Source organism: Botrimarina hoheduenensis, from assembly GCF_007859815.1.
Lineage (GTDB): Bacteria > Planctomycetota > Planctomycetia > Pirellulales > Lacipirellulaceae > Botrimarina > Botrimarina hoheduenensis.
The window spans coordinates 339109-364123 of record NZ_SJPH01000003.1; the positions used below are offsets into that span (position 1 = coordinate 339109).

22 protein-coding genes are annotated in these 25015 nt (G+C 65.0%); 12 read left to right on the top strand and 10 right to left on the bottom strand.

Annotation, left to right across the window (positions count from 1 at the left end; translation table 11 throughout):
* Positions 1-66: 66 nt before the first annotated feature.
* From Pla111_RS08740 to Pla111_RS08770, 7 genes are all read left to right on the top strand, one after another.
* Entirely contained in the window at positions 67-2283 is a 2217-nt protein-coding gene (locus tag Pla111_RS08740) for a 3-hydroxyacyl-CoA dehydrogenase NAD-binding domain-containing protein (protein ID WP_146573396.1), read from the top strand.
* Positions 2280-3437: an acetyl-CoA C-acyltransferase gene (locus Pla111_RS08745; protein ID WP_146573398.1), complete on the top strand. Its 1158-nt coding sequence runs from the start codon at positions 2280-2282 to the stop codon at positions 3435-3437. Before Pla111_RS08740 ends, Pla111_RS08745 begins: the two co-directional genes overlap by 4 nt.
* 43 nt (positions 3438-3480) lie before the next feature.
* Positions 3481-4044, top strand: coding sequence for a hypothetical protein (locus Pla111_RS08750; RefSeq protein WP_146573400.1), 564 nt, complete (start codon positions 3481-3483; stop codon positions 4042-4044).
* Between the two features lie 96 nt (positions 4045-4140).
* Positions 4141-4521, top strand: a complete 381-nt coding sequence (locus Pla111_RS08755; protein WP_146573402.1) for an ArsR/SmtB family transcription factor — start codon at positions 4141-4143, stop codon at positions 4519-4521.
* Positions 4508-5908, top strand: coding sequence for an SRPBCC family protein (locus Pla111_RS08760; protein WP_197524877.1), 1401 nt, complete (start codon positions 4508-4510; stop codon positions 5906-5908). The genes Pla111_RS08755 and Pla111_RS08760 overlap by 14 nt, the downstream gene beginning before the upstream one ends.
* A gap of 9 nt (positions 5909-5917) precedes the next feature.
* Positions 5918-6478 carry a DUF1579 domain-containing protein gene (locus Pla111_RS08765; protein ID WP_146573405.1) on the top strand — a complete coding sequence of 187 codons (561 nt, stop codon included), beginning with the start codon at positions 5918-5920 and terminating at the stop codon, positions 6476-6478.
* A 195-nt stretch (positions 6479-6673) separates the two neighbouring features.
* Positions 6674-8440: a hypothetical protein gene (locus Pla111_RS08770; protein ID WP_146573407.1), complete on the top strand. Its 1767-nt coding sequence runs from the start codon at positions 6674-6676 to the stop codon at positions 8438-8440.
* A gap of 88 nt (positions 8441-8528) precedes the next feature.
* Here the strand turns inward: Pla111_RS08770 and Pla111_RS08775 are convergent, their stop codons facing one another.
* The 9 genes from Pla111_RS08775 to Pla111_RS08815 all read right to left on the bottom strand — a co-directional run bounded on the left by Pla111_RS08775 (position 8529) and on the right by Pla111_RS08815 (position 20758).
* On the bottom strand, positions 8529-9227 hold the full coding sequence (locus Pla111_RS08775; RefSeq protein WP_146573409.1) for an esterase/lipase family protein: 699 nt from the start codon (positions 9225-9227) through the stop codon (positions 8529-8531).
* 113 nt (positions 9228-9340) lie between these two features.
* Positions 9341-9589, bottom strand: coding sequence for a GlsB/YeaQ/YmgE family stress response membrane protein (locus Pla111_RS08780; protein WP_146573411.1), 249 nt, complete (start codon positions 9587-9589; stop codon positions 9341-9343).
* A gap of 78 nt (positions 9590-9667) precedes the next feature.
* Positions 9668-11044: a 2-oxo acid dehydrogenase subunit E2 gene (locus Pla111_RS08785; RefSeq protein ID WP_146573412.1), complete on the bottom strand. Its 1377-nt coding sequence runs from the start codon at positions 11042-11044 to the stop codon at positions 9668-9670.
* A 77-nt stretch (positions 11045-11121) separates the two neighbouring features.
* Entirely contained in the window at positions 11122-13854 is a 2733-nt protein-coding gene (gene aceE / locus Pla111_RS08790) for a pyruvate dehydrogenase (acetyl-transferring), homodimeric type (RefSeq protein ID WP_146573414.1), read from the bottom strand.
* Between the two features lie 99 nt (positions 13855-13953).
* Positions 13954-15384, bottom strand: coding sequence for a dihydrolipoyl dehydrogenase (lpdA, locus tag Pla111_RS08795; protein WP_146573417.1), 1431 nt, complete (start codon positions 15382-15384; stop codon positions 13954-13956).
* A gap of 415 nt (positions 15385-15799) precedes the next feature.
* A complete protein-coding gene (locus Pla111_RS08800) occupies positions 15800-16717 on the bottom strand; it encodes a TIGR01777 family oxidoreductase (protein ID WP_146573418.1) in 918 nt (305 codons plus the stop codon).
* A 138-nt stretch (positions 16718-16855) separates the two neighbouring features.
* Entirely contained in the window at positions 16856-17815 is a 960-nt protein-coding gene (locus Pla111_RS08805) for a rhomboid family intramembrane serine protease (RefSeq protein ID WP_146573420.1), read from the bottom strand.
* A 231-nt stretch (positions 17816-18046) separates the two neighbouring features.
* Positions 18047-19345: a hypothetical protein gene (locus tag Pla111_RS08810; protein WP_146573422.1), complete on the bottom strand. Its 1299-nt coding sequence runs from the start codon at positions 19343-19345 to the stop codon at positions 18047-18049.
* A gap of 216 nt (positions 19346-19561) precedes the next feature.
* Complete coding sequence (locus Pla111_RS08815) at positions 19562-20758, bottom strand: aminotransferase class I/II-fold pyridoxal phosphate-dependent enzyme (RefSeq protein ID WP_146573424.1); 1197 nt, start codon at positions 20756-20758, stop codon at positions 19562-19564.
* Between the two features lie 245 nt (positions 20759-21003).
* On the opposite strand from Pla111_RS08815, the gene Pla111_RS08820 reads away from it, so the two are divergent.
* Both Pla111_RS08820 and Pla111_RS08825 read left to right on the top strand, forming a co-directional pair.
* On the top strand, positions 21004-21624 hold the full coding sequence (locus Pla111_RS08820; protein WP_231930855.1) for a sigma-70 family RNA polymerase sigma factor: 621 nt from the start codon (positions 21004-21006) through the stop codon (positions 21622-21624).
* A gap of 111 nt (positions 21625-21735) precedes the next feature.
* The gene (locus tag Pla111_RS08825) at positions 21736-22842 is read left to right on the top strand and encodes a zf-HC2 domain-containing protein (RefSeq protein ID WP_146573426.1); all 1107 of its coding nucleotides are present in this window, start codon (positions 21736-21738) and stop codon (positions 22840-22842) included.
* On the opposite strand, the gene Pla111_RS08830 is transcribed toward Pla111_RS08825, so the two are convergent.
* Entirely contained in the window at positions 22839-23051 is a 213-nt protein-coding gene (locus tag Pla111_RS08830) for a hypothetical protein (RefSeq protein WP_146573428.1), read from the bottom strand. The genes Pla111_RS08825 and Pla111_RS08830 overlap by 4 nt on opposite strands.
* 59 nt (positions 23052-23110) lie before the next feature.
* Between Pla111_RS08830 and Pla111_RS08835 the strand changes: the two genes are divergently transcribed.
* The 3 genes from Pla111_RS08835 to Pla111_RS08845 all read left to right on the top strand — a co-directional run bounded on the left by Pla111_RS08835 (position 23111) and on the right by Pla111_RS08845 (position 25009).
* Positions 23111-23326, top strand: coding sequence for a CDGSH iron-sulfur domain-containing protein (locus Pla111_RS08835; protein WP_146573430.1), 216 nt, complete (start codon positions 23111-23113; stop codon positions 23324-23326).
* Positions 23327-23659: 333 nt separating this feature from the next.
* A complete protein-coding gene (locus tag Pla111_RS08840) occupies positions 23660-24556 on the top strand; it encodes a hypothetical protein (RefSeq protein WP_146573432.1) in 897 nt (298 codons plus the stop codon).
* A 153-nt stretch (positions 24557-24709) separates the two neighbouring features.
* Positions 24710-25009 carry an antibiotic biosynthesis monooxygenase family protein gene (locus tag Pla111_RS08845; RefSeq protein WP_197524878.1) on the top strand — a complete coding sequence of 100 codons (300 nt, stop codon included), beginning with the start codon at positions 24710-24712 and terminating at the stop codon, positions 25007-25009.
* The last annotated feature ends 6 nt before the right edge of the window (positions 25010-25015 follow it).

The following is a 25015-nucleotide window of genomic DNA, read 5'->3' on the forward strand; positions in this document are numbered from 1 at the left end:
ACGGCCGTTCGAGCCCAAGCGCGGGTGCCTGCTGCACCGCGCACTCATCCTCTCAAGGACCGCGTCATGGCCAGCCACAGCGAGTCCCTCGCCGCGGCGACCACGCTCTCGTGGGTAACGCACGCCGGCGGACGCGTGGCGGTTCTCACGCTCGATCTGCCCGGTAAATCGGCCAATCTGCTCTCGGCAGCGGTCTTGGACGAACTCTCCGCACACTTTGACAAAGTTGATGCCGCGCACGATGCGCGGGGCCTCGTCATCACCTCGGCAAAGCCGGGCGTGTTTATCGCGGGGGCCGACCTGCGTGAATTCGCCGCGGGACTGGATCGCCCCCCGGCAGAGATCATCGCCATGGCGCGGCGCGGGCAAACTTTGTTTGCGCGGCTTGCTGAGGCCGCATATCCCACCGTCGCCGCGATTGCCGGCGTGTGTGTGGGCGGCGGTGCGGAGCTTGCCATCTGGTGCGATCGCCGCGTTATGGCCGACACGCCCGCCACCCAGTTTGGCTTCCCCGAAGTAAAGCTCGGCCTGTTTCCCGGCTGGGGGGGGACGGCACGCACGCCGCGCGTGATCGGACTGGCGAATGCCCTCGAACTGGTTACCAGCGGAGAGAGCGTCGATGCCGGCGAAGCGTACAAGCTCGGTCTGGCCGATGATCTGGTGCCCCCTGCCGAATCGTCTTCGCTGGCTGATCCGAGCGCCTCGCGACTGCTGACGGCGGCGCTGGCGATGCTCGATGCCGAGCACAAGTCGGGCGCGTGGCAGCGCGATCGCCAGCGGTGGTCCCAACCGATCGCGATGAGCGAAACCGAACTTGCGTTCCTCGGAGCCACAGCAAGCGCGGTCATCCAGCAGAAAACGGGCGGACACTACCCGGCACCGATGGCGGCCCTGGAGCTGATGCTCGAAGCCTCGCAGCTCGATTTACACGCCGCGTGCTTGGCCGAAGCCGAAGCGTTTGCGCCCCTATTCGGCTCGTCCGTTAACCGTGCGCTGCTGAACGTTTTCTTCTTGACCGATCGGGCCAAGAAGACGGGCGGGACCGTCCACGAGCCGATCGCCACCGCGACAGTCATCGGAGCCGGCATCATGGGCCAGGGAATCGCGGCGGCCAATCTGAAACGGGGCGTGGCTGTGCGTCTATCGGATGCGCAGCCCGAGGCGCTTGCGGCCGGCGTTGCCAGCGTGGTGCGCGAGGCGTCGTACAACAAGAAGACCAAAGCGGCCGACCTGGAACTCGCCCTCCACAACGCCGCGTTGATTGCCGGCACCAACGATTCGACCCAGCTCGCCGCGGCCGACGTGGTGATCGAAGCCGTGATCGAAGCGGCCGACGTCAAGCGTTCTTTATTTGCACAGCTTGAACCGCTCCTGCGCCCTGACGCCCTGCTCGCCAGCAACACCTCGACAATCCCCATCACAACGCTCGCCCACGGGCTTGAGCGCCCAGAACTATTCTGCGGTCTGCACTTTTTTAACCCCGTGCGGAAGATGCCCCTCGTGGAGGTCATCCGCGGCAAGCAGACGAGCGAAGCAACGGTTGAACGGATGGCGGCCTACGCGCGGCAGCTCGGCAAAACACCGGTTGTTGTCAACGACGGGCCCGGCTTTTTGGTGAATCGGCTGCTGCTGCCCTACATGAACGAAGCCGCTCTGCTCGCCAGTGAAGGTGTCCCCTTCAAGCTGATCGATAAGGCCGCCAAAGGGTTTGGCATGCCGATGGGCCCCCTCGAGCTGCACGACGTCGTGGGCCTCGACACCTGTGTCCACGCCGGTCGGGTCATGCAGGCCGCGTTCAGCGATCGCGTCACCGGTGCCCCGATACTGGAACGGCTGCTGGCGGCGGGCCGAAAAGGCCAAAAGAACGGTGCCGGCTTTTACGACTACCCCCCCTCCAAGCCCGGCAAGCCGCCCCGGCCGGTCGCCAGCGCTGCCGCGGAAGCGCTCCAGGACCACCCCGTCGAGGGTGTCCGCTGGAATCCCGAAGACCTGGCCAACCGATTGCTATTGCCGATGCTCGTCGAGGCGACCCGCGCGCTGGAAGACGGGATCGTCACAGATCCGCGTGACGTTGATCTCGCGCTGGTGCTGGGAATTGGCTTCCCCCCCCACCGCGGCGGCCTGTTCTTCTGGGCCGATACGATCGGTGCCGTTGCAATCCTGGAGCGGCTCGAGCCGCTTCAACCACTCGGCAAACGATTCGAGCCCACCGAACTACTCAAAGACGTAGCGCGCACCAGCGGCAAGTTCTCTTCGCGCCCCCAGCCCCCTCAGGTGCCGTGAACACGCCGGTCCTTATCGATGCCCTCCGCACGCCGATCGGTCGCGCTCACGCAGAGCGTGGCGTGTACCGCTCGGTGCGTGCCGATGATCTCGTCGCAACCGCGATCGAAGCACTCGTCCAGCGCACCGGCATCGATCCGGCGGCGATCGAAGACGTCTTAATCGGCTGCACCCAGCAGCAGGGAGAGCAAGGCCTGAACGTGGGTCGGCTGGCCGGCCTGATCGCGGGCCTGCCGGCGACAGCCGCCGGTGCCACCATCAACCGGCTGTGTGGCAGCAGCCTGCAAGCGCTCGCGCAGGCCGCACACGCCATCGAAGCCGGTGCCGAAGACGTACACATAGTTGGCGGCGTCGAGCACATGCACCACTATCCGATGGACCTCGGAGTGGACCTGAACCCGCGGTTGTTCCATCACACGAGCAAGGGCGCGTTGATGATGGGTGTCACGGCCGAGTTCCTTGCGCAGTCGCAAGGCATCACGCGCGAAGCGCAAGATCGCTTTGCCCTGGCCAGCCATCTGAAAGCGGCCACGGCTCATGAGTCGGGCGACCTGCACGCCGAAATCATTCCCACCTGGGGGCGCGACGAGGCGGGCCAACGCACACTCATTACAGCCGACCAATGCGTGCGCCACGACGCCAGCCTCGCGGCCCTGGCAGAGCTGAAACCCGCCTTCATGCCAGGCATCGGCACGGTGACGGCGGGCAACAGCTCGCCGCTGAACGACGGTGCCGCGGCGCTGCTGGTCATGAGCGCTCAGCGTGCCCAAGACTTGGGTCTCTCGCCGCTGGCGCGGGTCCGCGCGACCGCCGTGGCGGGCGTTGATCCGTGCGTTATGGGAACCGGCCCTGTGCCGTCCACGCGCAAGGCGCTTGCCCGAGCGGGCCTTGCGCTGGGCGATCTGGACCTAATCGAACTCAACGAGGCGTTCGCCGCTCAAGCGCTGGCCTGCGTGCAAATGCTCGACCTCGATGAAGAACGCGTCAACGTTCACGGCGGAGCGATCGCCCTGGGCCACCCGCTGGGCGCTAGCGGCGCGCGGATCGCCACGACCCTGCTCCACGCCATGGTCGCCCGCAACGCCGAACTCGGCCTGGCCACTATGTGCATTGGCGCGGGGCAAGGGATCGCGGTCGTGCTCGAACGCATATAACCCTAGCTTGGGTCTGATCCTCAGCGACGGTGTGAAGGCAACGGTGCGAAAAATCGAAAAGAAGTACGAAGATCCGCTCTCGCTCGTGTGGCTTCATGCCGCCGAGCAAATGGGGCTGCGTATCGAGCGAAGCGCCGAGGTAAACGCCTCTTGGGACGGTGTCGGGGTGCTCACGATCGGAACGCCTGAGACGCTGGATGCCGATGACTCGCTCGCCCAGATGATCCTGCACGAGGTCTGCCACGCGCTGTGCGAAGGGCCCGAGAGCCTCGCTCGACTCGACTGGGGGCTCGGGTCCGAGCCCGACAAGAAAGTCCACGAACACGCCGCCCTGCGGTTGCAAGCGGCACTAGCCGACCAAATTGGCATGCGCGCGTTCTTTGCTTCGACCACAATCTTTCGGCACTACTACGACCAGTTGCCCGCCGATCCGCTCGCCAAGGGCGACGACCCCGCGATCGCGCTGGCACAGGTCGGCTGGGAGCGGGCTCACGCGGGGCCCTGGGCGGAAGCGCTCGCCGTCGCGCTCGAACGCACCGCTCAGATCGCTGCTGCGATTGCTGACATCGCGACTCCCGACTCGCTCTGGTGTCGTTCGGCGCGCTGAGGGCCTGGCAAACCGCACCCGCACGCCCCCAAGCTGCTTGACAGAAGCCAGCTCGCCCGTTTATTTTACCTTCTGGTTATTTTACCCGGAGGAAAAATGGTCGCCGCTGCCGACACGCTGAGCCAGACTTTCGCCGCCCTGGCGGATCCGACCCGTCGGGCCATCTTGGGCCGCCTCGCTGAGGGCGAAGCAACCGTTAGCCAACTCGCCGAGCCCTTCGACGTCACTCTGCCCGCGATCACCAAACACCTGAAGGTGCTGGAACGCGCGGGTCTTGTCGAGCGAAGCAAGCGTGCGCAGTGGCGTCCGTGCCGGCTCAAAGCCGCACCGCTGCGCGACGCCGCGGGGTGGATCGCCGACTATCGCCGGTTCTGGGAAGCAAGCCTCGATCGGCTCGACGCTTACCTGCAAAAAGTACAAGCAGAACTCCCGGCCGACCCCAAGAACAAGAAAGGCTCCCAACGTGGTCGCAAGTAATGCGGGCGATGCGTCGCAACCAACGGGCTACGCCCTGCGTTTCGAGCGTTCGTTGGCAGCGCCGCGGGCGCTGGTGTGGGCGGCATGGACCGAGCCGGAACGGCTCGCCGCGTGGTGCTGTCCTACCGGTTGCGACATGCTCTTTGCAGAAGGTGACCTGCAACCTGGCGGCGCGTGGCGCAGCGGCATGCGGACCCTCGCCGGCCGTGAGTACATCGCCTGCGGCGAGTATCGCGAGATTGCGCCGACCGAGCGGTTGGTCTTCACCCATCGCTGGGAGCGTGCGGACGGGCTTAGCCCCGAAACGATCGTCACGGTGACGCTCAGCGACGAATCGGAAGGCTGCACGCGACTTGTGCTAGAGCAGTGCGCGCTTCCCGACGAGCGCAATCGCAACGACCACCACAGCGGCTGGAGCGAAGCAATCGACAACCTTGCGGCGCATCTGGACACCGTGCAAAGCGATATCGTCCTGTGCCGGGTGTTCGACGCCCCCCGCGAACTCGTTTGGCAAGCGTGGACCGAGTCCGAGCACATCGCCGGCTGGTTCGGACCGGCTTGCTTTACAACACGTGTTGTCGAGAACGACTTTCGCCCGGGCGGCGCGTATCGCTACGTGATGATCGGCCCCGACGGCACCGAGTATCCGTTCGGTGGCTCGTTCTTGGAGATCCGGCCGCATGAGTGTGTTGTCGCGACCGATGAGTTCGATGAGGGATTCAGCCTTGACAACGTCGAGTTGCTCCCCCGCGGCATGGTGACGACCACATTGTTTGAGGATGTCGGCGGCCGTACGCGGGTAACGATCCGGATCGCTCATCCGACGATCGAAGACCGCGATCGACATGACGATATGGGCGTCATCGGCGGCTGGCGGAGCAGCTTCCATTGCCTCGATGAACTACTCAGTGAGGTCCAAGAACAGAATCGGTCGATCGAAGTCGAGCGCGTTATCGCCGCGCCGCGCGAACTGGCGTACGACGCGTTTCTCGACACCACGAACATCACGCACTGGTGGGGCCCCGAGGGGTTCACTACGACCACCCGGGCGGTGCAAACCCGCCCCGACGGTCGTTGGCGGTTCACCATGCACGGGCCCGATGGTCGCGACTATGAGAATCTGGTGATCTACCGCGAGTTGAGTCGCCCCGAGCGGCTCTGCTACGACCACCCGGGCGGGGAAGAGTTCGAGAACGTCTCGATGAACACAACCGTCACGTTCACGGAAGTGGAACCGGACAAAACTCGCGTCACGATGCAGATGACATTCGCCACCGCGGCCGAGCGCGATCGCGTGGAACAAGCGTACGGCGCGATCGAGGGCGCTCACCATACGTTGGCTCGGCTCGCCCAGCGGCTGGAAACTTCCCCTTCTCCCACGACCTGAGGAACGACGATGAAGAACGGCTCGAAGCTAACGGTGTGTACCCTTACGGTGTTGATGAGCAGCTCGCTCTTGGCGCAAATGCCCGAGTTCCCCGGCCCCGCGCCCGAGCACGCGATGCTCAAGCAGTTTGTTGGCGAGTGGGAGAGCAAGGGCGAGTGCTCCGGCGGACCGGACCAACCCCCGATGCCCAACAGCGGAAAAATCTCATCGCGCATGCTCGGCGACCGATGGGTGATTTCTAACCTAGAGATCAACGCCGGCGGACACGAAGTCACGGGTGTTCAATTGATTGGTTACGATCCCCAGAAGGGGAAGTACGTGGCGGTGTGGGCTGACACGATGATGAACCACCTGTGGCAGTATGAAGGGGAGTACGACCCCGCGGCGAACACGCTCCATCTGTACGCCGAGGGGCCCAACTTCATGACCGGCGAAGGGACAGCGGAGTTTCGCGACTCCTACGAGTTCCTGGACAGCGGCGAGATCGTCCTCACTTCGACCGTCAAAGACGACGCCGGGGCGTGGCAGGTCATCATGTCGGGCAAGTCGCAGCGTGTGGACCTTCGATAGATCACCGCAATAACGCTGGGCTACTCTTTCTTTATGTTTCGGCCGATCCACGGCGTGCCCGCTGCTAGCGGGCGCGCCGTGTCGGTTTTTCGGGACGGCTGCTGATTCTACCAGCAAGGCGTCACGCGACGCTCCGGCGGACGGGCTGTCTCCCGACGCTGCAAACCGGAACCAACAAGAGAGGAGTCTTCAATCATGCGCATCAGCAATTCTCAGCCCCGAAGCCTGAGAACCCCCCTGGCATTGATCGCGGTGGTCTGTGCCGTGGCCCCCGGCTGGGCCTTCAGCCTGATCGCCCCGGGCGGTCCTGCCGAACTCATCGGCCAGCCCGACAACTACTACTCGTACGACCCTGGCGTCATCACCTGGAAGATGACCAGTGACTTCAAGACCGAGTTCAACAACACGGTCCTGCAGAATCAGGTGCGGGCGGCGTTTGACGAATGGGAGTCTGCCTCGATCGATCCGACCCGCCGCACCGCTCACCGCTATCAGTGGACCCGCAACAACGGCTACCAGCCCGTCGTCGATCTGAAGAGCGTGCTAATCCACGAGATTGGCCATAGCATCGGCTTCCAGCACGCCGACGCGGCGTGGTTCAACGAGCAGGGAAACACGGGTTCGCCCTGGAACCGCAACTATCGCTACGTCGGCGGATCGCTCACGGCCGCAGCGCCGCTGGGGGGCGAGATCATGAACGAAGGAAACGCCCCCGGCTTCCTGCCGAGTCAGAAACCGCCCAAGGGCATCCCGGGCGGGGCCTACTGGCGGACCGTCAGCAAAGACGAGATCGCTGGCCTCGACTACATGTACGGTGCCCCGCTCAACTTTGTCGAAGTCGGTGCCAACGAAGAAGCGATGATCACGGTCAGCACCTTCGTTGGGTCGGGCGGATCCAACCTTGGTGTCGCGGGGCCGGATACCTCAACGGCCCGCTCGCCGGGCAACGCCGCTGCGGGACGGAGGATCCTCACCTCAACGGTCGGCATCAGCGACAACGCGAGCATCGAGGTGGGCGTGATGCCCCGGACCTCGAACTGGCACTTCACCAACAACTCGGGGGTCGCTCTGGAAGCACTCAGCGTGCGGGCCGAAGGCACAAGCCTTCGCACAGCGCTCTCGACCTTCAGCAACGGCTCGAATCGTTTCAACACGTATCAACCCTCTAACGCCTTCCAGCTGCACGGCTTCGAGACCCGCAGCCATCAGTTCTTTGATCCCTCAGGCGGATCGATCCCCTCCGGCCAGGGGACCAACTTCGGCTTCCAGCTCGACGTGTGGGATTGGACCGTCAGCGCCGTCACCGGCCGCTCGACGCAGGGCGACATCGTTCCTCTCTCGGTCGTCTCGCTGATGGGCTGGAACCACGGCGGCTTTGAGTCGCCCGATGCCCCCTCGGAAGGAATCGTGCTACCCGGCGACCTGGCGGGGCTCAGCGGAAGCACGCACGACCCTGCCGAGGACGGTTTCAGCACGACCCAAGGCGAGTGGCGTTCTCTGGCCGAGGGCTTTCGGATCGTCGCCAGCGACGCCCCGGGGACGCTGACCGAACTGGGCTTCGCATCGGTTGCGGGGCTCGGCCTGACGGGCGATGACCTGTCCCCCGCCACGCTCCGCCGCCTTGACGACGCGGGCGACTTGGTGCGGTTAGGAATCAACCCGATGCAGCTGGTCGGCGGCGAAGACCTAGTGGTCGTCACCGACGGGCTCGTGGACGATCTACCCCAGGACTTGATGCAATCGGGCGACTTCCTGCTGCTGCCAGATCGTCGCTTCGGCGCGGCGCTCGGCGCCGGCGAGGTGCTCGTCTACGCCCGGACAACCGGTGCCGCGGGCGAGGCCTGGTCGTTCAGCCTGCTGAACGAGGCACCGATCGTCGGTGGGCAGGTGCCCGAACCGAGTGCGCTGGGCCTTGTGGCACTCGCCCTTATGGCTGCTACACCGCGTCGGCGCTGCTCGTAAAAAGCACGAGAGACTGATGTCTTTGTTCTACGTAGCCGTTAGCCCACCCCCACAGGGGTAGGCTAACGGTCTTGGGTGCTGAGTTCTTTTACGCCTGGAAGCTGCCGGTGCGTAAGAACCGGTCGGTCAGGTCGGCTGTCTCGCGCGTCCACAACACGCCCGTGTGCCAACCGTGCACCGTATGGTGGTCGGCCTGCCCTTCGAGGTGTGTCTGCTCCGGATGGAGCACGTTGTCGTGGCTCGCGGCGAGCACGCCAATCTCTCGACCAACAGGAGCCGGTCCGAGCCGATTAACAAAGCTGTCGGGCGTGTCGCACAGCTCGACGAGCGTCGGCGAAAGCGTGCGGTGCGGTTTGACCACCAGATGGTTCCAGAACCGCGATTCCGAATCGCACGCGAGCCGGGTCGCCATGTGCGAGCCGCGATTGGGCGGGGCGATCATCACCACCCGGCCGAAGTTCTCCGGCAGTGATTCCTCCATCGCGCAGCGGGCGACGATACTGCCCATGCTGTGCACCACCAGATGAATCCGATCGTACTGCGGTGCTAAGCGGCGGACACGCTCGGCGAGCCGACGGCCGTGATCACGGTTGCTCCACCAGATCGACGGATAGCCGTACAAACGCGTCTTGAAGCCCCTCCGGCGGAGCCGTGCTGCCAGCGGTGCGAGCAGCCACCGCGTAGACGCGATGCCGTGCGTCATCAGCACGAGCTCGTTGCCGAAGGGCGCGCTGCTAGCGCAAGACGCATCGAGCGACGGGGCATCGAGTTCGGCGGCGCGAATCATAACAGCAAGCTTCGGAGAGCGGGGCATGTGGGCTAGTCTCTATACGCCCCCAGGGGGGTATTTGACCAACCGCTCCCTAAAAAGGGCCTTCAATCGCCCCTCGACGGCGGAAACTACAGCCGCGAACCCCATTTGCGGATGGCGTAGATGCACACCACCGCTCCGACCGTGGCGGTCAGCAGATCAGCGGGGAATCCCTTCACGCCGAAACCCACCATCCGAAAAAGGAAACCGCCGACAAACGATCCCAGCACGCCGACCACCAGCGTCGGCAACCAGCCGGGCCGCGGCGCGTTCATAAACCAGGCCGCGAGTGATCCGGCCCCCAGTCCAATCAACAGCATCCAGAGCAAGCTAAGCATGTTGGTGGTTCGCGGGGTGGAGACGAATCTTGGCGAGCCCGCCACACGAAGCGCGGGACCGACTGCTGAAGGAGACCATTACGGTGCCAGCAACAAACGGCCCGGTGCGGCGAGGAAGCTCTTGAGCTCGTTGACGAAGCGGGCCGCGTCGGCCCCATCGACCACGCGATGGTCATAGGTGAGCGACAACGGCATCACCAGCCGCGGCTCGATGCGCTGCTTGTCTCCCTTGCCGACGACCATCGGCAGCATGCGGCTGCGTCCGACCAGCAGGATTGCTACCTCGGGCGCGTTGATGATCGGCGTTGAGTAGGTTCCCCCCACCGCGCCCATGTTGCTGATCGTGAACGTGCCGCCGCGCATCTCGTCGATCGACAGCGAGCCGTCGCGGGCTTTATCGACAAGCCGATCGAGTTCGCGCGTGATCTGCGAGATGCTTAGCCGATCGGCATCGCGCACCACCGGCACGACTAGGCCGCGATCGGTGTCGACCGCCACACCGATGTTGACATACTCCTTGTAGATGACTTCGCCCGCTTCCATATCGACCGACGAGTTGACGATCGGGTGCCGCTTGAGCGCGCCGGCGATCGCCTTAATCAGAAACGGCATCTGGGTGAGCTTGAGGCCCTGAGCGGTGTAGTCGTCTTTGCTCGCCTGACGAATCTCTTCCAGCTCGGAGACATCGACATCATCGAAGTTGGTGAGCTGCGGAATGGTTGTGTAGCTGGCGACCATGTTGGCGGCGATGGTCTTCCGCATGCGACTCATCTTCTCAACGTGCGTCGCCCCCTGGGCGTCGCTGCTCGCCAGTCCTGGTGCGTTGGAGACGGGAGCCGCGGCGCGGGCCTGCTGCTGCGCGGCACGCACATGAGCCTGCACATCGTCCTCGGTCACACGCCCCCCCGAACCGCTGGGGCGCACTCGGCGCAGATCGACTCCAAGCTCACGGGCTAAGCGGCGGACCGACGGGCTTGCCGCGGCGGCGGCATGGCCATCGCCGGGCTCATCGCGCGGCGCTGCAGGAGCGGCTGCGACGGGAGCGGCGGCGGGAGCCGGCGGGGGGGTCGGTGCCGCTACGGGGGCCGGTGCCGGCGTGGCGGCAGGGGCGGCCGCGGCAGGGGCTTGAGGCGGCGCAGGAGCGGGCTCCGGTGCTGCTGCGGGCTCCGGCGCTGCAGGCGCTGCAGGCGCTGCCGGCGCGGGGGCCGCTGCGGCACTCGCTGCGGCTTCGATCTCAAAGATCGGGGAGCCCACCGTCACGGTATCCCCCTCGGCGACAAGCACCTTGACGATCTTGCCCGCCTGCGGGCTGGGAACCGGCATGGTTGCCTTGTCGGTCTCGATCTCGAGCAGGTCCTGGTCGGCGGTGACGGTGTCTCCCTCCGAAACGAGGATCGACAGAATGTCGCCCGACTCGATGTTCTCGCCGAGGCTGGGGAGGGTGATCTGCGGCATCTGGATTCTTGGAGCTGGCGACGGTTGGCGGAAGGCGACAGTCGGGTATCAGGGTGTGTCGATGGTGCTGCGGTCGCTTACGCGTACAGCGGGGACTTTTTCTCGCGATCGTAACCGAGGTCGGCGATCGCTTGATCCACCACCTTGGCGTCGAGCTTGCCATCTTGGCTGAGCTTATAGAGCGTGGCGATCACGACGCTGGCGGCATCGACCTCAAAGTGGCGGCGGAGGTTCTCGCGGCTCTCGCTGCGGCCCATGCCGTCGGTCCCCAGGCAGAACATGCCCGCGGGGGCCCACGGGGCAACCTGCTCGCTCAGGCACCGCAGGTAATCACTCGCGGCGATGATCGGGCCCTCTGAATCCTTGAGCTGCTGCTCAAAGTACGACTGCTTACGCGGTGCGGTAGGATTGAGCATGTTCCAACGCTCAACCTCTTGGGCCTCGCGGCGGAGCTCGTTGTAGCTGGTGACACTCCACACGTCGGACGAGATGGCGTACTTCTCGGCAAGGATCTGCTGCGCGTCGAGCACGCCGTGCAAGATCGATCCGCTGCCGAAGAGCTGCACCCGCTGCTGTGCGTCGTTGGCCTCAACGCTCTTGAGCCGGTACATTCCGCGGATGATGCCCTCGACCACCGCCTTGTCGGGCGCGCCATCGGGGCCAGCGGGGATCTCGGGCATCACAACGTTCTCGTTCTCGAGCATCAAGTAGTAGATGCACGTCTCGTTCTCGACGTACATCTTGTGAAGCCCGTGGAACATGATCACGGCGGTCTCGTAGCTGTACGCCGGGTCGTAGGCGCGCACGGTGGGGAACGCGATGGCGTTGACCAGCGAGTGGCCGTCCTGGTGCTGCAGGCCCTCGCCGTTGAGGGTCGTGCGGCCGGCGGTGCCGCCCAACAGGAAGCCTTTGGCCCGCATGTCTGCGGCCGCCCAGATGAGGTCGCCGATGCGCTGGAACCCGAACATCGAGTAGTAGATGAACATCGGGATCATCTGCACGCCGTGCGAGCTGTAGGCGGTGCCCGCGGCGTTGAAGCTGCTCATGCTGCCCGCCTCGGTGATGCCCTCTTCCAGCAGCTGACCGTCCTTGGCTTCCTTGTAGTAGGCGATCTGATCCGCATCGACCGGCTCATAGAGCTGACCCATATGGGCGTAGATGCCCACCTGACGGAACAGACCTTCCATGCCAAACGTGCGGGACTCGTCCGGCACGATCGGCACGATATGCTTGCCGATCTTCTTGTCCCGCAACAAGTCGGTCAGCAACCGGACAAAGCCCATGGTGGTGGACATCTCTTTGCCGGGGCCCTTGCTGACGAGCTTTTCGAGCGTCTTGCCGTACTCGGCGAGGGTGGGCACCTCGAGCGGTGCCACGTCCGCGTGGCGTGACGGCACCGGGCCGCCCAGCGCAGCACGGCGCTCGCGCAGGTACTTCATTTCCGGGCTGTCCTCCGGCGGGCGATAGAACGGTGCCTCGGCGACGCGCTCGTCAGAGATGGGGATGCCGAACCGGGTGCGGAACTCGTGCAGCTCCTTCTCGTTCAGCTCTTTGTTGTTGTGCGTGATGTTGCGGCCTTCGCCCGCTTCGCCCAGGCCGTAGCCCTTGATCGTCTTGGCGATCACGACGGTCGGCTTGCCGTTGCGCTCACACGCCTTGGCGTAGGCGGCGTAAACCTTCTCCGGGTCGTGCCCGCCGCGCTTCATCTTTTCGAGCTTCTTATCGGAGAGCTTCTTAGCGCGCTCGAGCAGCTCGGGGTACTTGCCGAAGAACTTCTCGCGGATGTACTGGCCGCCGGCGACCACATACTTTTGGTACTCGCCGTCGACAACTTCCATCATGCGCTGCGCGAGCAGGCCGTTGTGATCGGCCTCGACGAGCGGGTCCCAGTCGCCGCCCCAGACCACCTTGATGACGTTCCAGCCGGCACCGCGGAACGTGCCCTCGAGCTCTTGGATGATCTTGCCGTTGCCGCGCACCGGACCATCGAGCCGTTGCAGGTTGCAGTTGATGACAAACGTGAGGTTGTCCAGGCACTCGCGTGCGGCAAGGGTGATCGCGCCGAGGGTCTCGGGTTCGTCACACTCACCGTCGCCCAAGAAGGCCCAGACGCGTTTGTCTTTGCAGTCCTTGATGCCGCGATCGGTCAGGTACTCGTTGAAGCGGGCCTGGTAGATCGCCATGATCGGCGCAAGGCCCATCGACACCGTGGGGAACTCCCAGAAGCCGGGCATCAGCCAGGGGTGGGGGTAGCTCGAGAGCCCGCCCCCCTTGCCCATCTCACGCCGGAAGTTGACCAGATTCTGCTCGGTCAGGCGTCCTTCGAGGAACGCCCGGCTGTAGATGCCCGGGGCGGCGTGCCCCTGATAGTAGACCTGATCGCCCGAGAAGTTGTCTTCGCCGCGGCCGCGGATGAAATGGTTCAGCGCGACCTCGTACAGCGTCGCCGAGCTGGCGAACGTGCTGATGTGGCCGCCCGGCTTGGCTTTGTCGCGATTGGCGCGGGTGACCATCGCCATGGCGTTCCAGCGGACATAGCTCTTAATGCGGCGCTCGAGCTCGCGATCGCCCGGATAGGCCGGCTGATCGCTCCGCGGGATGGTGTTGATGTAAGGTGTTGTGGCGGTAAACGGCAGCTCAACGCCGTTGCGCACCGCCGCGGCTTCGAGCGCGGCCAGCAGTTCCTTGGCGCGCTCGGGCCCTTTGCTCTCCAGGACGTAGTCGAGCGATTCGAGCCATTCGTTGGTCTCGATCGGATCGACGTCGTTGGGGATCGGCGAGGAAGAATGCTTTACGTCGGCGCTGGCCATGGAAGGCTACCTAAATATGGCTGACAAGATCGCGGGGATCCTCGCGGGTTGGTGCCGGTCGCGGCACCAACGTGAGGGACCCTCACTCGGATCAATAGTTTAGCGTCGTTTTGGTTTGTAGATCTCGGTTGCGGTGCCCAGATGCACTTCGCCTGCAAAGGCGACGGTCTCGCTGAGCGTCGGGTGCGGGTGGATCGAGCCCGCGATGTCGTGCACGTTGCAGCCCATCTCGATGGCGAGCACCGCCTCGGCGATCAGCTCACCCGCTCCGGATCCCACGATTCCGCAGCCCAAGACGCGGTCGGTCTCGGGGTCGATGATCCACTTGGTCAGGCCGTCGGTACGACCGTTGGCCAGCGCCCGACCGGACGCCTGCCAGGGGTAGGTCGCGATCTCGACTTGGCGGCCCTGGGCCTTCGCCTCGTCGGCGGTCAAACCGGCCCAGGCAATCTCCGGATCCGTAAACACCACCGCGGGGATCGCTTGGGCGTCAAACGCCGCCGGTTTGCCGGCCAGCACCTCAGCGGCGATTCGCCCCTCGTAGGCTGCCTTGTGAGCAAGCATCGGATCGCCCGCAACGTCGCCAATGGCCAAGATGTGCGGATCGGCGGTCCGCTGCTGATCGTCGGTCTCGACAAAGCCGCGCTCGTTCACCACGACCTGCGTGTTCTCCAGCCCAAAGCCCTTCGAGACGGGCCACCGACCGATCGACACCAGCACACGGTCGAACTGCACCTTGCCGTTCAGCTCGGCACCCTCGATCGCGACTTCCACTTTGTCGCCCAGGTCTTTCACCCCGGCGACCTTGTGGTTGAGATAGATCGCCTCGAAGCGTTCTTTCACGCGCCGCGCTAAGGGTCGCACCAGATCGCGATCGGCCCCCGGTAGCAGCCCGTCTGACAGCTCGACCACGGTGACTTTCGAGCCGAGTTCGGCGTAGACGGTGCCCATCTCCAGGCCGATGTAGCCACCGCCCACAACGAGCAGCGACGCGGGGATATCGACCAAGTCGAGCGCACCGGTCGAGCTCACGACGCGTGGCGAGCCGATGTTCAAAAACTTGGGCATCGCCGGCACGCTGCCGGTAGCCAAGATGCAGTGGTCGAAGGTCAGGCGCTCGGTGCCGAGGATCGAGGAACCGTCTGACCCCGCCACGGGTTCGAGGTTCAGCGTGGTCGAATCAACGAACACACCGCGGGCATTGATCTTTCGCACCTTGCGGGCATCGGCGAGCTTGCTCAACCCCCCCGAGAGCGTTTCGATGATCTCGTTCTTGCGGGCCCGAACCTTTTCGATATCCACCGTTGGACGCGAGAAGCTGACCCCCCAATCGGCCATCTCCTCTGCCTCGGAGATGATCTTCGCCACGTGCAGCAGGGCCTTGCTGGGGATGCAGCCGCGCAGCAGACAGGTGCCTCCTAGCCGCGGGTCGGCCTCTACGAGGGTGACCTCCAAGCCGAGGTCGGCGGCGAGGAACGCAGCGGCGTAACCGCCCGGCCCGCCACCCAGAACAACGACCTGTGAGTGCATCGGTTAAGCGAATCCCGGAGAGGGTGGTGAAAATCGGCCAACGGCCAAAGCATCGTGATCTGAGGAGAACGCATTCCGACAGGGGCACCCCGCTGACTGGGGATAACCGTCGGCAAGCATCTCTACAGCAGCGATATCGGTGGAGTAACGGCAAGCAAGGCGGAGCAGCAGGCGGGGAGGGCCCAGCAAACGGAAGACCGTTGGCCGCAGCCGACAATCGGGCGACTTGCAGTTGGCTCCGCAGATCGACGCAAGGCCGCTCCCTAGCAGCCGTTACAGCCCCTAGAGTCTACGCATCCGCCGCTTTGGCACAATGGTGAGCAAACCGACCCGCCTTACCCCCCAAAGGACCCTAGATGCCTGCCTTAGCGTCGGCAACTTCCTGCCGGTAGAAGTTTGGGCCGCTAAAACAAGTCTATCGGCCCTTCCCCAGCACCTGATCCAGCGCGGACCCCAAGTCGGGCGTCTCAAAGCGGAAGCCCGCTTCCTCGAGACGGTGAGGAAGAACCCGGGAGCCATGGAGCAACAGGGGCTCGGCCATCTCGCCCATCGCCAGCTTCAGCGCGAACGCCGGGGCCGGGGCCCAGGTCGGCCGACCGAGCTTTGCTCCGAGTGTCTTCGTAAATTCCCGATTGCTGACCGGCTGGGGAGCGGTCGCATTGACCGCACCATGGACGGCGTCGTTGCCCGCCACAAAACGGATGGCTCTGACCAGATCGGGCAGCGCGATCCAGCTCATCACCTGATCGCCGCTGCCCAGCACTCCACCACCGCCCCAGCGGAACAACGGCAGCATCTTTTCTAACGCCCCGCCCTTGGGGCTCAGCACGATCCCAATACGCAGCTGAACAACCCGTACGCCCGCCTCCCAGGCAGGTTGGCAAGCGGCTTCCCACTGCTGACACGTCTCGGCCAAAAAGCCCTCTCCGGCTGGCGAAGTCTCATCCACCGGCTCGTCGCCCCGATTGCCGTAGTAGCCGGTTGCCGATGCACAGACAAAAACCCGCGGCTTGCGGTCCATGCTGGCGATCGTCTCCGCCAGCAGCCGCGTGCTGTTGACTCGACTATCGACGATCTGCTGCTTGACTTGCGGAGTCCAACGCTCGCCGGCAATGTGCTTGCCCGCCAGGTGAACGATAACCTCGACTCCCTCCAGGCGTGCGGCGTCGACTTTGCCGGCCTTCGGCTCCCAGAGAGCTTCGTTGGGGGCCGGGCTCCGCTCGCCACGAACGAGCCGCAGAGCGGGAATCTCATCGGCGGAGAGCGAATCGATCAGTGCCGACCCGACGAGTCCCGTCGAGCCAGAGATCGCGAACGGAGGAGGATCGTTCATAGGAGGCGGGAGCGCGCAAGCGGGGGCGCGCCATATAGGTTTTCGGAGGGACGAATCGCTGCTTCAGCGACCTGCTGCAACTGTCGCGTGGCCTGGGCCGTGGGTGCCCATGGTAGCACAGGATTCTAAAAACCGTGCCTACTCACGCCGTTCTTTAAAACGGCGGCTCGCCCGCGCGAGGATCCGCCGCTCGGCAGCCGTCAGACTGTCCTGGCCGGTCGCTTGGATCTTTCTGAGCACCGCATCCAGTTGCTCTTCGTCCGGATCCGCCTCGGTTTCCGCCTCGCGGTGCACGCGGAGCTTTGGACGCCGCTTGAGTGAAGGGAGCTTGAGGCCCCCTTCGGCCGCTTCAAACCAATCGCTCAGCCGCAGCCCGTAGCGGAAATACAGAAAGCCAAACAGCGCACCGCCGAGATGCGCTGTGTAAGCGATATTTCCCGAGCGCGTTACCGCGCCGAACATGTCTTGCCCCAAGAATACGACAGCCAGCAGCCAAGCCGGCATCGGCACCACACCAAACAACAGCACCTTCACGTGGGGGTACCACAACGCGAACAGAATCAGGATGGCAGAGATCCCACCCGAGGCCCCCACCAGTCCGGGGGCGACGCTGGCGACAACACCATCAGCCCCCACGAGCATCCCCTGGGGGCCGTTGTCGAACTGCTCCGCCACGCTCCACACCAAGCCCGCGAACGCCGCCGAAGCAAAGAAGAAGGCCAGGTACTCTCGCCCCCCCAGCCGCGGCTCGACCGCCCGGCCAAAGAAGAAGAGCGCCAATCCATTAAAGAACAGGTGCTGGATGCCGCGCGTGTCGTGCGCTAGCGCGTAGGTCACGAGCGTATAAATGCGCCAAGGACGCTGATACCAGTCGGCCGGCAGCTCGAGCAGGTTCGTGACGAGCGACTCGGGGGCCGCCATGCCGGCCCCTCGACTGAGCGTGAAGAGCTGCAAGAGATAGACCACCCCGAGCACGGCCAGCAGCTTGGCGTTGGCAGACCAATTCGCGAAGCCGCTCCCCCCGCCCCGACCGCCGCCATCGCGCCAGCCACTGCCCGTGTCGTAACTCCGCTCGTAGTCGCGGTCGTAGATGCCCATCCGTCGTCCCGGATCGATGTTGGCTGCCTGAGCGACGGACGGAGAGTCGAGCCGCTCGCAACGCTTTGCCAGTACTTATCGTAGGACGAATCCGACGCAAAGGGCATCGCCCCTGCGTGCAAGAAATCGACTGTCTCGGCCGGGGAGCCCCCCTCTCCGGCAGGAGTGAGTCGGCGATTGACCTTGTCAGGCCGGCCCCACGAAAAGTTCCGCCCTGTTAACGGTACCGGCTCAGAGGGCGTCCACATCGAGCGCGGGCGACACAACCGGGGTCATCGGCCCCCGTGCGCTGGCAATCTGCGCCGCGAGGGCGGCGTTCTCTTGCAAGGTGGTCTCGAGCAGGGTTTCAGCCTGTGCTAGCTGCTCGTTGAGTCGGTTCAGATGCGTCTCGATTGCATCGCGATCGCGTTCGACGGCGACCAGATCGCTACGGGTTGCCTCGATCTGCGCCTTGCGGAACTCACTGAGTTTTTCCGCTCCAGCGAGGGCCTCGCGGAGTCGCTCCACCTCAACTCGTGCGCTCGACTGCAGGGCCGTCAGCTCAGCGTAAAGCTGCTCCGAGTCTGCTAGCAAGAACGCGTAGTCACGCACCAACCGCCGGTAGCGGAAGCTCACGGGTTCGGTCTCGCTACCGGGCGGGATCGGCTGACCATCGGCGTCGAGCGGTTCGCGTCGTTCCGGATCATCGTCTGCCTCGGCCGGCGTGCCGTCGCGCAGGTACTCTTGGACTGTGGATTCGGGCAGCAGCTTGCGAAGTTGTTTCTCGCTGAGACCCGCAAACAGGTTGGGGCTATCGGCGGGCATCGACTCGTACACGATCCAGGGGCCCTGGCTGTTGATCAACCGATCGGCTGCGTAGTCGTCTTCGGCGAGCTGGCCAAGCGGTAACAGCAGAGCGGTGCGTCCCTCGTTGTCGACCTCCTTGACCACAAATTCACCCAGGTACTGCTGCTGATTGGCATTGCCCTGCTCGAAGAGGTACACGACCGACTCGGGTTCGAGGTCCAGGCGGGCCGTCGCCGCACTGGTATCTTCGGCGGCGGCCGGCTCGGCATCGGGGTCATCCGGATTGCTGGTCTTCGGAGCGCTAGCGGGAAAGCTCACGCGGACCTGCCCGGTTGCAAGATCGACCTCGCCGGCCGGTTCGGCGTTCCGCCACACGCGGCCCCGCGCTCGGCTCTTCAGCCGTAGCTCATGTGCCATGCGGCCAACGCTGGCGAGTTCGGTCGCGTCGTCCGCCACGTTGATCTGGCCCGCCAGCCGGCGCACGACGCTGGCAACGCGCGTGCCCGACTCAAGCGCATCGATTCCTTCCAGCTCGGCGTTGAGCCGCTTGTCAGTATCGACAACTTGCTTCTGTAATGAGTTGCGGGCGTTGAGCGTCTGCGCGGCGAGAATCAAGAACGCCACCGACGCAAAATAAAACGCCACGAGCGCGAGCACACTGCCCCAGTGCCAACGCTTGGACGCGAGGAACGCGGCGACAAGCACCACCAGCGACACAACACCGAGGAAGATGGCGATCAACAAAGGAAGGGCCTTCCAGCGGAAGTGGCAGACGTCGGGCGGGCGCGAACCCTGGCAGAACAAGCAGCCTGGGGAAACTTCGCGGGGTAAAGCTCGATAGTAGACACGGCTACCCAGCCGGTCAACGATTCGCTCATCAGAACGGATCGCTGTAACCCTAGACTACCGCTTGATTTGCACCCTTCGGCCCGCCGTACGGGTCGGCGGATCCTTGTGAACCTAGACCGATCGTGGCGATCGTGCCGAACGAAGCGCCGCCACCAGCCGATGAATCTCGTCGTTCGAGTGCCGGGCTGAAACGCTCAGCCGCAGCAGCGAGTGGCCGCTCGGCACCGAAGGGGGCCGAATCGCGGGGGCGTAGAACCCCGCCTCGGCCAATCGCCGCGACAGCGCCACCGCGGCTTCGGGGCCGCCCGCCCGGACCGGCACTATCTGGCTCGCGGCTGCGCCGGTGTCCCAGCCTTCCTCAGCCAGCGCCGCCCGCAGCTGCTGGGCAAGCGAACGAACGCGCTCCCGGCGGTGCGGCTCCGAGGTCACGATCCCCAGGGCGGCTGTTGCCGCCGCCGCCGCCGCTGGCGGGCAAGCGGTCGAGAAAACATAAGAGCGGGCTCGATTGTAGAGCCAGTCGATGAGCTGAGCGCTTCCCGCAACAAACCCGCCTGCCGAACCGAGTGCCTTGCTGAGTGTCCCCACTCGCACGGTTACTGCCGGCAGCAGATCGGGCCGATCCGCCAGCAGATGCTGCACGGCACCACGGCCTGTGCCACCCCACACGCCCGTCGCATGGGCCTCGTCCACCAGCAGCATGGCACCGTGATCAAGGGCGAGTTGGGCGATCTCGACGAGCGGGGCGAAGTCGCCCTCCATGCTGAACAGCGTGTCGGTCACGATCAACCGGCGCCGCCGGGGGGCGGTCTGACGCAGCAAACGCTCCACATCGTTCGCTTCAGCGTGCCGATAAACGTGCCGCTCGGCACGAGCCAGCCGGCACCCATCGATGATGCTCGCGTGGTTCCGTTCGTCGGTAAGAATCGCATCTTGCTCGTCCACCAAGGCGGGGATCACACCGGCGTTAGTGGCAAATCCGGAGGGAAAGACGAGGGCCGCTTCAGTCCCCTCGAACGCGGCAATCCGGTGTTCGAGTTCGGCGTGGGCCTCGGTCCGGCCCGAGACAACGGGACTCGCCCCGGCCCCCCAACCATAGCGGTCGGCGGCGGCGGCGGCGGCCGCGGCAAGGCGTGGATCCGACCGCAGGCCCAAATAGTCGTTGGCCCCGAAATCGACGAGCGGGGGTCCGTCTGCTCCGGAGGGCGTTGCACCCCGCTGCCGCAACAGACCCGCGAGCCGCAGCCGCTCGATCTCAGCGGGGGCCCACCCAAGGGGGTCGGGCCGATCGGCGGGAGCCGGGACACTCATGGAAAGTCGATCGATCCGGCGGGGCCCGACAAAGAACGTTACAACAGCTTGCCGTCGCGGCGGGGTGGGTCGCCCCCCCGGTAAGCCGCAAAGCGGCGTCGGCTGCGGGGCCCTATAAGCGTAAACTATTGCGAGCCGGCCGTTTATCGCTCGTGCCCGCCAGCTCTTCGGATTTTGCCGGGAACGCGCGGCCTGCTGGCGGCGTCTCCCATTACCGACAAGACATCGACCCACCTCCCTGCCGCTTGTCCCGCACCGATCCCCCTTCAGCCGCTCCGACCGCTAGCGACGACCGCGCGATCGACGACCGTTTAATCGACCGCACTTTGGCGGGCGACTCCGCGGCCTTCGGCGAACTGGTGCGGCGACACCAGGATCGGCTGCGGGGGGCCCTGTTGCGGGTGACCGGCTCGGCCGAAGAGGCCGAGGACGCTGCCCAGGAAGCCTTTATCCAAGCCTACTTGAAGCTGAGCACCTTCCAGCGATCGGCCAAGTTCTACACGTGGCTGTACCGCGTCGCCTTCAACCTGGCGATCAGCAAGAACCGTAAATGGCGGCCGCGCGTGTCGCTGACAACCGTCCAAGACGCCGGCGGCCCCGAACCGACGGCCACAACCGATTCGCCCGAGACCCCACTGCACGAGACCGAGCGCAGCGAGCAGCTGCATGCCGCGATTGCCGAACTGGCCGATGACCACCGCGAGGTGCTCGTGCTCCGCGAGTTTGAGGACATGGATTACCAGCAGATCGCCGAGGTGCTCGGCGTACCGGTCGGTACGGTACGTAGCCGTTTGTTCCGCGCCCGAGCCCAGTTGCGTGACCGCTTAGGTCCGCTGATCGACGACGACTCTACCGCTTCCGAATAACCCGCTCCGCGCTGCTTCCGAATAGCCCGCTCCGCGAACAGCCGCCCGACGCCCCTGCCCTGGCAGCCGCTCGTTAACGAATCATCGCTCATTAAGAAACCATCAAGTCGGTTGGCTCCGTCGTCGCCTCGCACCGTGCGCGGCGACGACGGAGCGATCACCCAGCCAAACGCCGCTATGAACGCCAGCGTCTCCCGATCGGATGCCCCCCTACCCGAGGAAGCGTGTGAGCGGATCAGCGCCTATCTTGACGGTGAGCTGAGTCCCGACGAGCAGGCTGAGATCGAGCGCCTGCTCGGGACGAACGCCGCTGCGCGCCGATTGGCCGACGACTTGCTAGCGCTTCGCAACCTTTGCCAAGAGCAGGCCGCCCCGACTTTTGACCGAGACCTGTCGCAGGGGGTGCTCGCCGAAGCCCTCCGACGCCAAGCCGCGGGATCGCTGGAGAGCCCGGCAGACAATGGTCCGCATGAACCCAAGGATCTGCGGGGCCTGGAACCCGACGGCGAGTTTGGCTTGCCATTCGGTCGATCGGCACGCGGCTGGGTTTGGGCCGGCGTGGCGGCAGCGGCGGCGCTGATGATTGGCTTCTATGGTCGCCCCGAACCACGCGGCGGCAGCGGGTCGTTTGATCAAAATATCGCCGCCATGCAGCGCGCCGTCCCCGGCTTGCAGGTGGTGGATGTCGAAACTACGCCCGAACGGTGGCAGCGGGTGCTCGGCGAACGCCTGGCCCCTTCGGCAGCGCCCGAGCTGCCGGTGACCCTCGCCGCGGCGAAGCGTTCGGGTCTGCAAGTCGAACCGGCAGCGCCGATGCGTGACGCCAAAGAACAGTTGCTGTATCTCGATGGCGGCCGCGAACAGGTCGAAGGGCTGCTCGCCGAGCTGCGTGGCGGACAAGGCTCGCTGCATCAAGTGGGCCCCGACCACAGCGCCGCATCGCCCGGCCCGCCTGCGTCCAATCCGGCGCTGCCGAATCTCGCCCCGCAAGCACCGGTCCGGGCGATCGGCACCCAAGCCGCAACGCCGCTCCGCGTGGTGCGGCTCAAAATACAACTCCGGCGAATCGATCCGTCGCAAGTTGCCCCGCCCACCCAGCCGGCAACAAGCGACGCCAGCGTTCATGTAGCGCCGACCCCCACCGCACCGGTCTCAGCGGCTCCCGGCACCAGCCCGCAACCTATTGTGCTCCGGATCCGTTTCCGCGAGACGCCCTAACTCGACCTTCCCCCTTCAAACGAGTCCAGGTTCTGATCGAAGGTCAGCCCTATCGCCAGCCTGGCCCAGACCTTCGGATCGGTGGCAAGCGCTTCGGTGGCGTTGAGATCACCCGTGAAGACCTCTTCAAAGAGGGGCGCAGTCCGGATCGTGCTGGCGATTGCTTTGTCGTGCGCTTGCCCGGCGGGCGACTGGGCGGGGGACGGCATGCCGGGCACAATAGGTGGCGTTAGTCGCCCCCACCCCTCGCTCTGGAGTCTGCCGAAAGATGTCGGATGTGAAGATAAACGTTCGTAAGAACGGCCCCTTGCTGATCGAAGGCAAGTTTACCCTGGTCGATGCCGAGGGAAACGCCTTCCCGCTGGATCCCGCCAAGCCCGCCTACGCCCTGTGCCGTTGCGGACAGTCGGGCAACAACCCGTTTTGCGATGGCACGCACAAGAGCTGCGGGTTCGAGTCGGAGGTGATCGCTCCCGCGGAGTGACCACCGGCTGCGGCGCTGCCGACAAGCTGTGAACGAGTTTTCCCCGAACTCGGCGACGAATCTGGCAACGACTTTTGTCGAGGCGATCGCCCGGCCGACCACCGCGTCAGCCGGGTTTTTTCGTGCGTAGCGGTGTCGTGGCGCGCGAACGCACCGGTTGTAGGACCGCCAAGCGGAGGTTTGCCGACCTCGTTGCGCGGATCGGTCGATCGCGCGGAGCGGCCGGCGCGATAAACTCGTCGCCCCCCGCCCAGAGATTGCGGCCCAGTCTGGCGCATCTCGACCGTTGGGGCCCCGCTGAACCCTTCTCCCCCCTCGCCCCCCCTACACCGCATGCCCCGCGAAGCAACCGCCGCCGACCATGCCCGCGCCCTGCCTCCAGAACTCGCGAGCGAAGGCACCGTCACCGGCACCACCGCTGGTGAGTCACTGCCCGACCTCTCGCCCGAGACGGTCCGCTCATCGACGCCTTTCGTTGGCCGTTGGAACGATCTGGTAAGCACCACCAACTGGGAAAAGGGCCGTATCATCGGTGACTGGCGCGCCGCGCTGGAAGCTACCACCGCCGCCGTCACCGAGTACTCCGACGAAGCGTGGGCGCGATTGGTCGGCGGGGTTACCAGCCAGCACGTCGGACGGCTCCGGCGCGTCCACGCCCGCTTTGGCGATGCGTGCGATCAGTATCCGGGCCTGTATTGGAGCCACTTCCAAGCCGCCCTCGACTGGTCCGACGCCGAGATGTGGCTGGAAGGCGCGATCACCAACGGCTGGAGCGTTTCGCAAATGCGTGGGGCCCGCTGGGAAGCGGTCGGTGCCCCGGATGGGGTCAAACCCACCGAAGACGAGATCTTCTCGGGCGAGATCGACGAAGACGCGGGCAGCGCCCTCGATAGCTCCCCTTCCGCAACCGCTTTTGAAGACGCCCCGTTCGATACCGACGACGATTCAACCGCGGTTGCCGAGCGCGACGCCGATTCTTCGGACGAGCGCAGCAGCACCTCGACCGGTGCGGCGTATGAAGAGGGCCCCGTCGCTGAGGCGACCCCGCGGGTGCGGCCGTTCGCCAATGTGGCCGAACTGCCAGATGATGTGGCAGACGCCTTTGAACAGTTCAAGCTCGCGATCCTGGCCCACAAGCTGACCGACTGGGAAGCGATTTCACGAGAAAGCCTGCTCGGTGCCCTCGACGCCCTGCGGACGCTGGCCTTGGCACCGTCGAACAACGACTGAGGTTACTGGCCGACCGATCCGTGCGAATCACGGTCCGGTCTGCTGATCGCTGCGCGTTCGGTGGTTATACTCACCCGCCGACCAACTCAAGTGCGATCCCGAGCGACCGGCGGCTCGCAAACGATTCGGCATCCGTTCGATTTGCCCCCGTTCATGCAGGAAGCCCTCATGGTGACCGTTGGAATGAACTACGTTGTCTTGCCTGGCAAGGCGACGCTGTTCGAGGAGAAGTTTGCGGCGGTGATCGGCGCGCTCAACGCCGCCGAGGGTCACACGGCGTCGCACCTGTGGCGCGACACGACCGATGAGAACTCGTATCTCATCACAAGCGAATGGAACGACGAGCAGGCGTTTCGTGATTTCATCACCAGCGACGCCTTCCGCGGCGTTACCAACTGGGGCAAAGAAGAAATCCTTGCCGGTCGGCCGCAGCATAAAGTCTACAAGCACTAATCCGCC

What these genes read in the sequence shown, in the direction of transcription:
- Pla111_RS08740 (WP_146573396.1), top strand. Translation starts at nt 67, where the DNA reads ATGGCCAGCCACAGCGAGTCCCTCGCCGCGGCGACCACGCTCTCGTGG.
- Pla111_RS08755 (WP_146573402.1), top strand. Translation starts at nt 4,141, where the DNA reads ATGGTCGCCGCTGCCGACACGCTGAGCCAGACTTTCGCCGCCCTGGCG.
- Pla111_RS08765 (WP_146573405.1), top strand. Translation starts at nt 5,918, where the DNA reads ATGAAGAACGGCTCGAAGCTAACGGTGTGTACCCTTACGGTGTTGATG.
- Pla111_RS08770 (WP_146573407.1), top strand. Translation starts at nt 6,674, where the DNA reads ATGCGCATCAGCAATTCTCAGCCCCGAAGCCTGAGAACCCCCCTGGCA.
- Pla111_RS08775 (WP_146573409.1), bottom strand. Translation starts at nt 9,227, where the DNA reads ATGATTCGCGCCGCCGAACTCGATGCCCCGTCGCTCGATGCGTCTTGC.
- Pla111_RS08780 (WP_146573411.1), bottom strand. Translation starts at nt 9,589, where the DNA reads ATGCTTAGCTTGCTCTGGATGCTGTTGATTGGACTGGGGGCCGGATCA.
- Pla111_RS08785 (WP_146573412.1), bottom strand. Translation starts at nt 11,044, where the DNA reads ATGCCGCAGATCACCCTCCCCAGCCTCGGCGAGAACATCGAGTCGGGC.
- aceE (WP_146573414.1), bottom strand. Translation starts at nt 13,854, where the DNA reads ATGGCCAGCGCCGACGTAAAGCATTCTTCCTCGCCGATCCCCAACGAC.
- lpdA (WP_146573417.1), bottom strand. Translation starts at nt 15,384, where the DNA reads ATGCACTCACAGGTCGTTGTTCTGGGTGGCGGGCCGGGCGGTTACGCC.
- Pla111_RS08800 (WP_146573418.1), bottom strand. Translation starts at nt 16,717, where the DNA reads ATGAACGATCCTCCTCCGTTCGCGATCTCTGGCTCGACGGGACTCGTC.
- Pla111_RS08805 (WP_146573420.1), bottom strand. Translation starts at nt 17,815, where the DNA reads ATGGGCATCTACGACCGCGACTACGAGCGGAGTTACGACACGGGCAGT.
- Pla111_RS08815 (WP_146573424.1), bottom strand. Translation starts at nt 20,758, where the DNA reads ATGAGTGTCCCGGCTCCCGCCGATCGGCCCGACCCCCTTGGGTGGGCC.
- Pla111_RS08830 (WP_146573428.1), bottom strand. Translation starts at nt 23,051, where the DNA reads ATGCCGTCCCCCGCCCAGTCGCCCGCCGGGCAAGCGCACGACAAAGCA.
- Pla111_RS08835 (WP_146573430.1), top strand. Translation starts at nt 23,111, where the DNA reads ATGTCGGATGTGAAGATAAACGTTCGTAAGAACGGCCCCTTGCTGATC.
- Pla111_RS08840 (WP_146573432.1), top strand. Translation starts at nt 23,660, where the DNA reads ATGCCCCGCGAAGCAACCGCCGCCGACCATGCCCGCGCCCTGCCTCCA.
- Pla111_RS08845 (WP_197524878.1), top strand. Translation starts at nt 24,710, where the DNA reads ATGCAGGAAGCCCTCATGGTGACCGTTGGAATGAACTACGTTGTCTTG.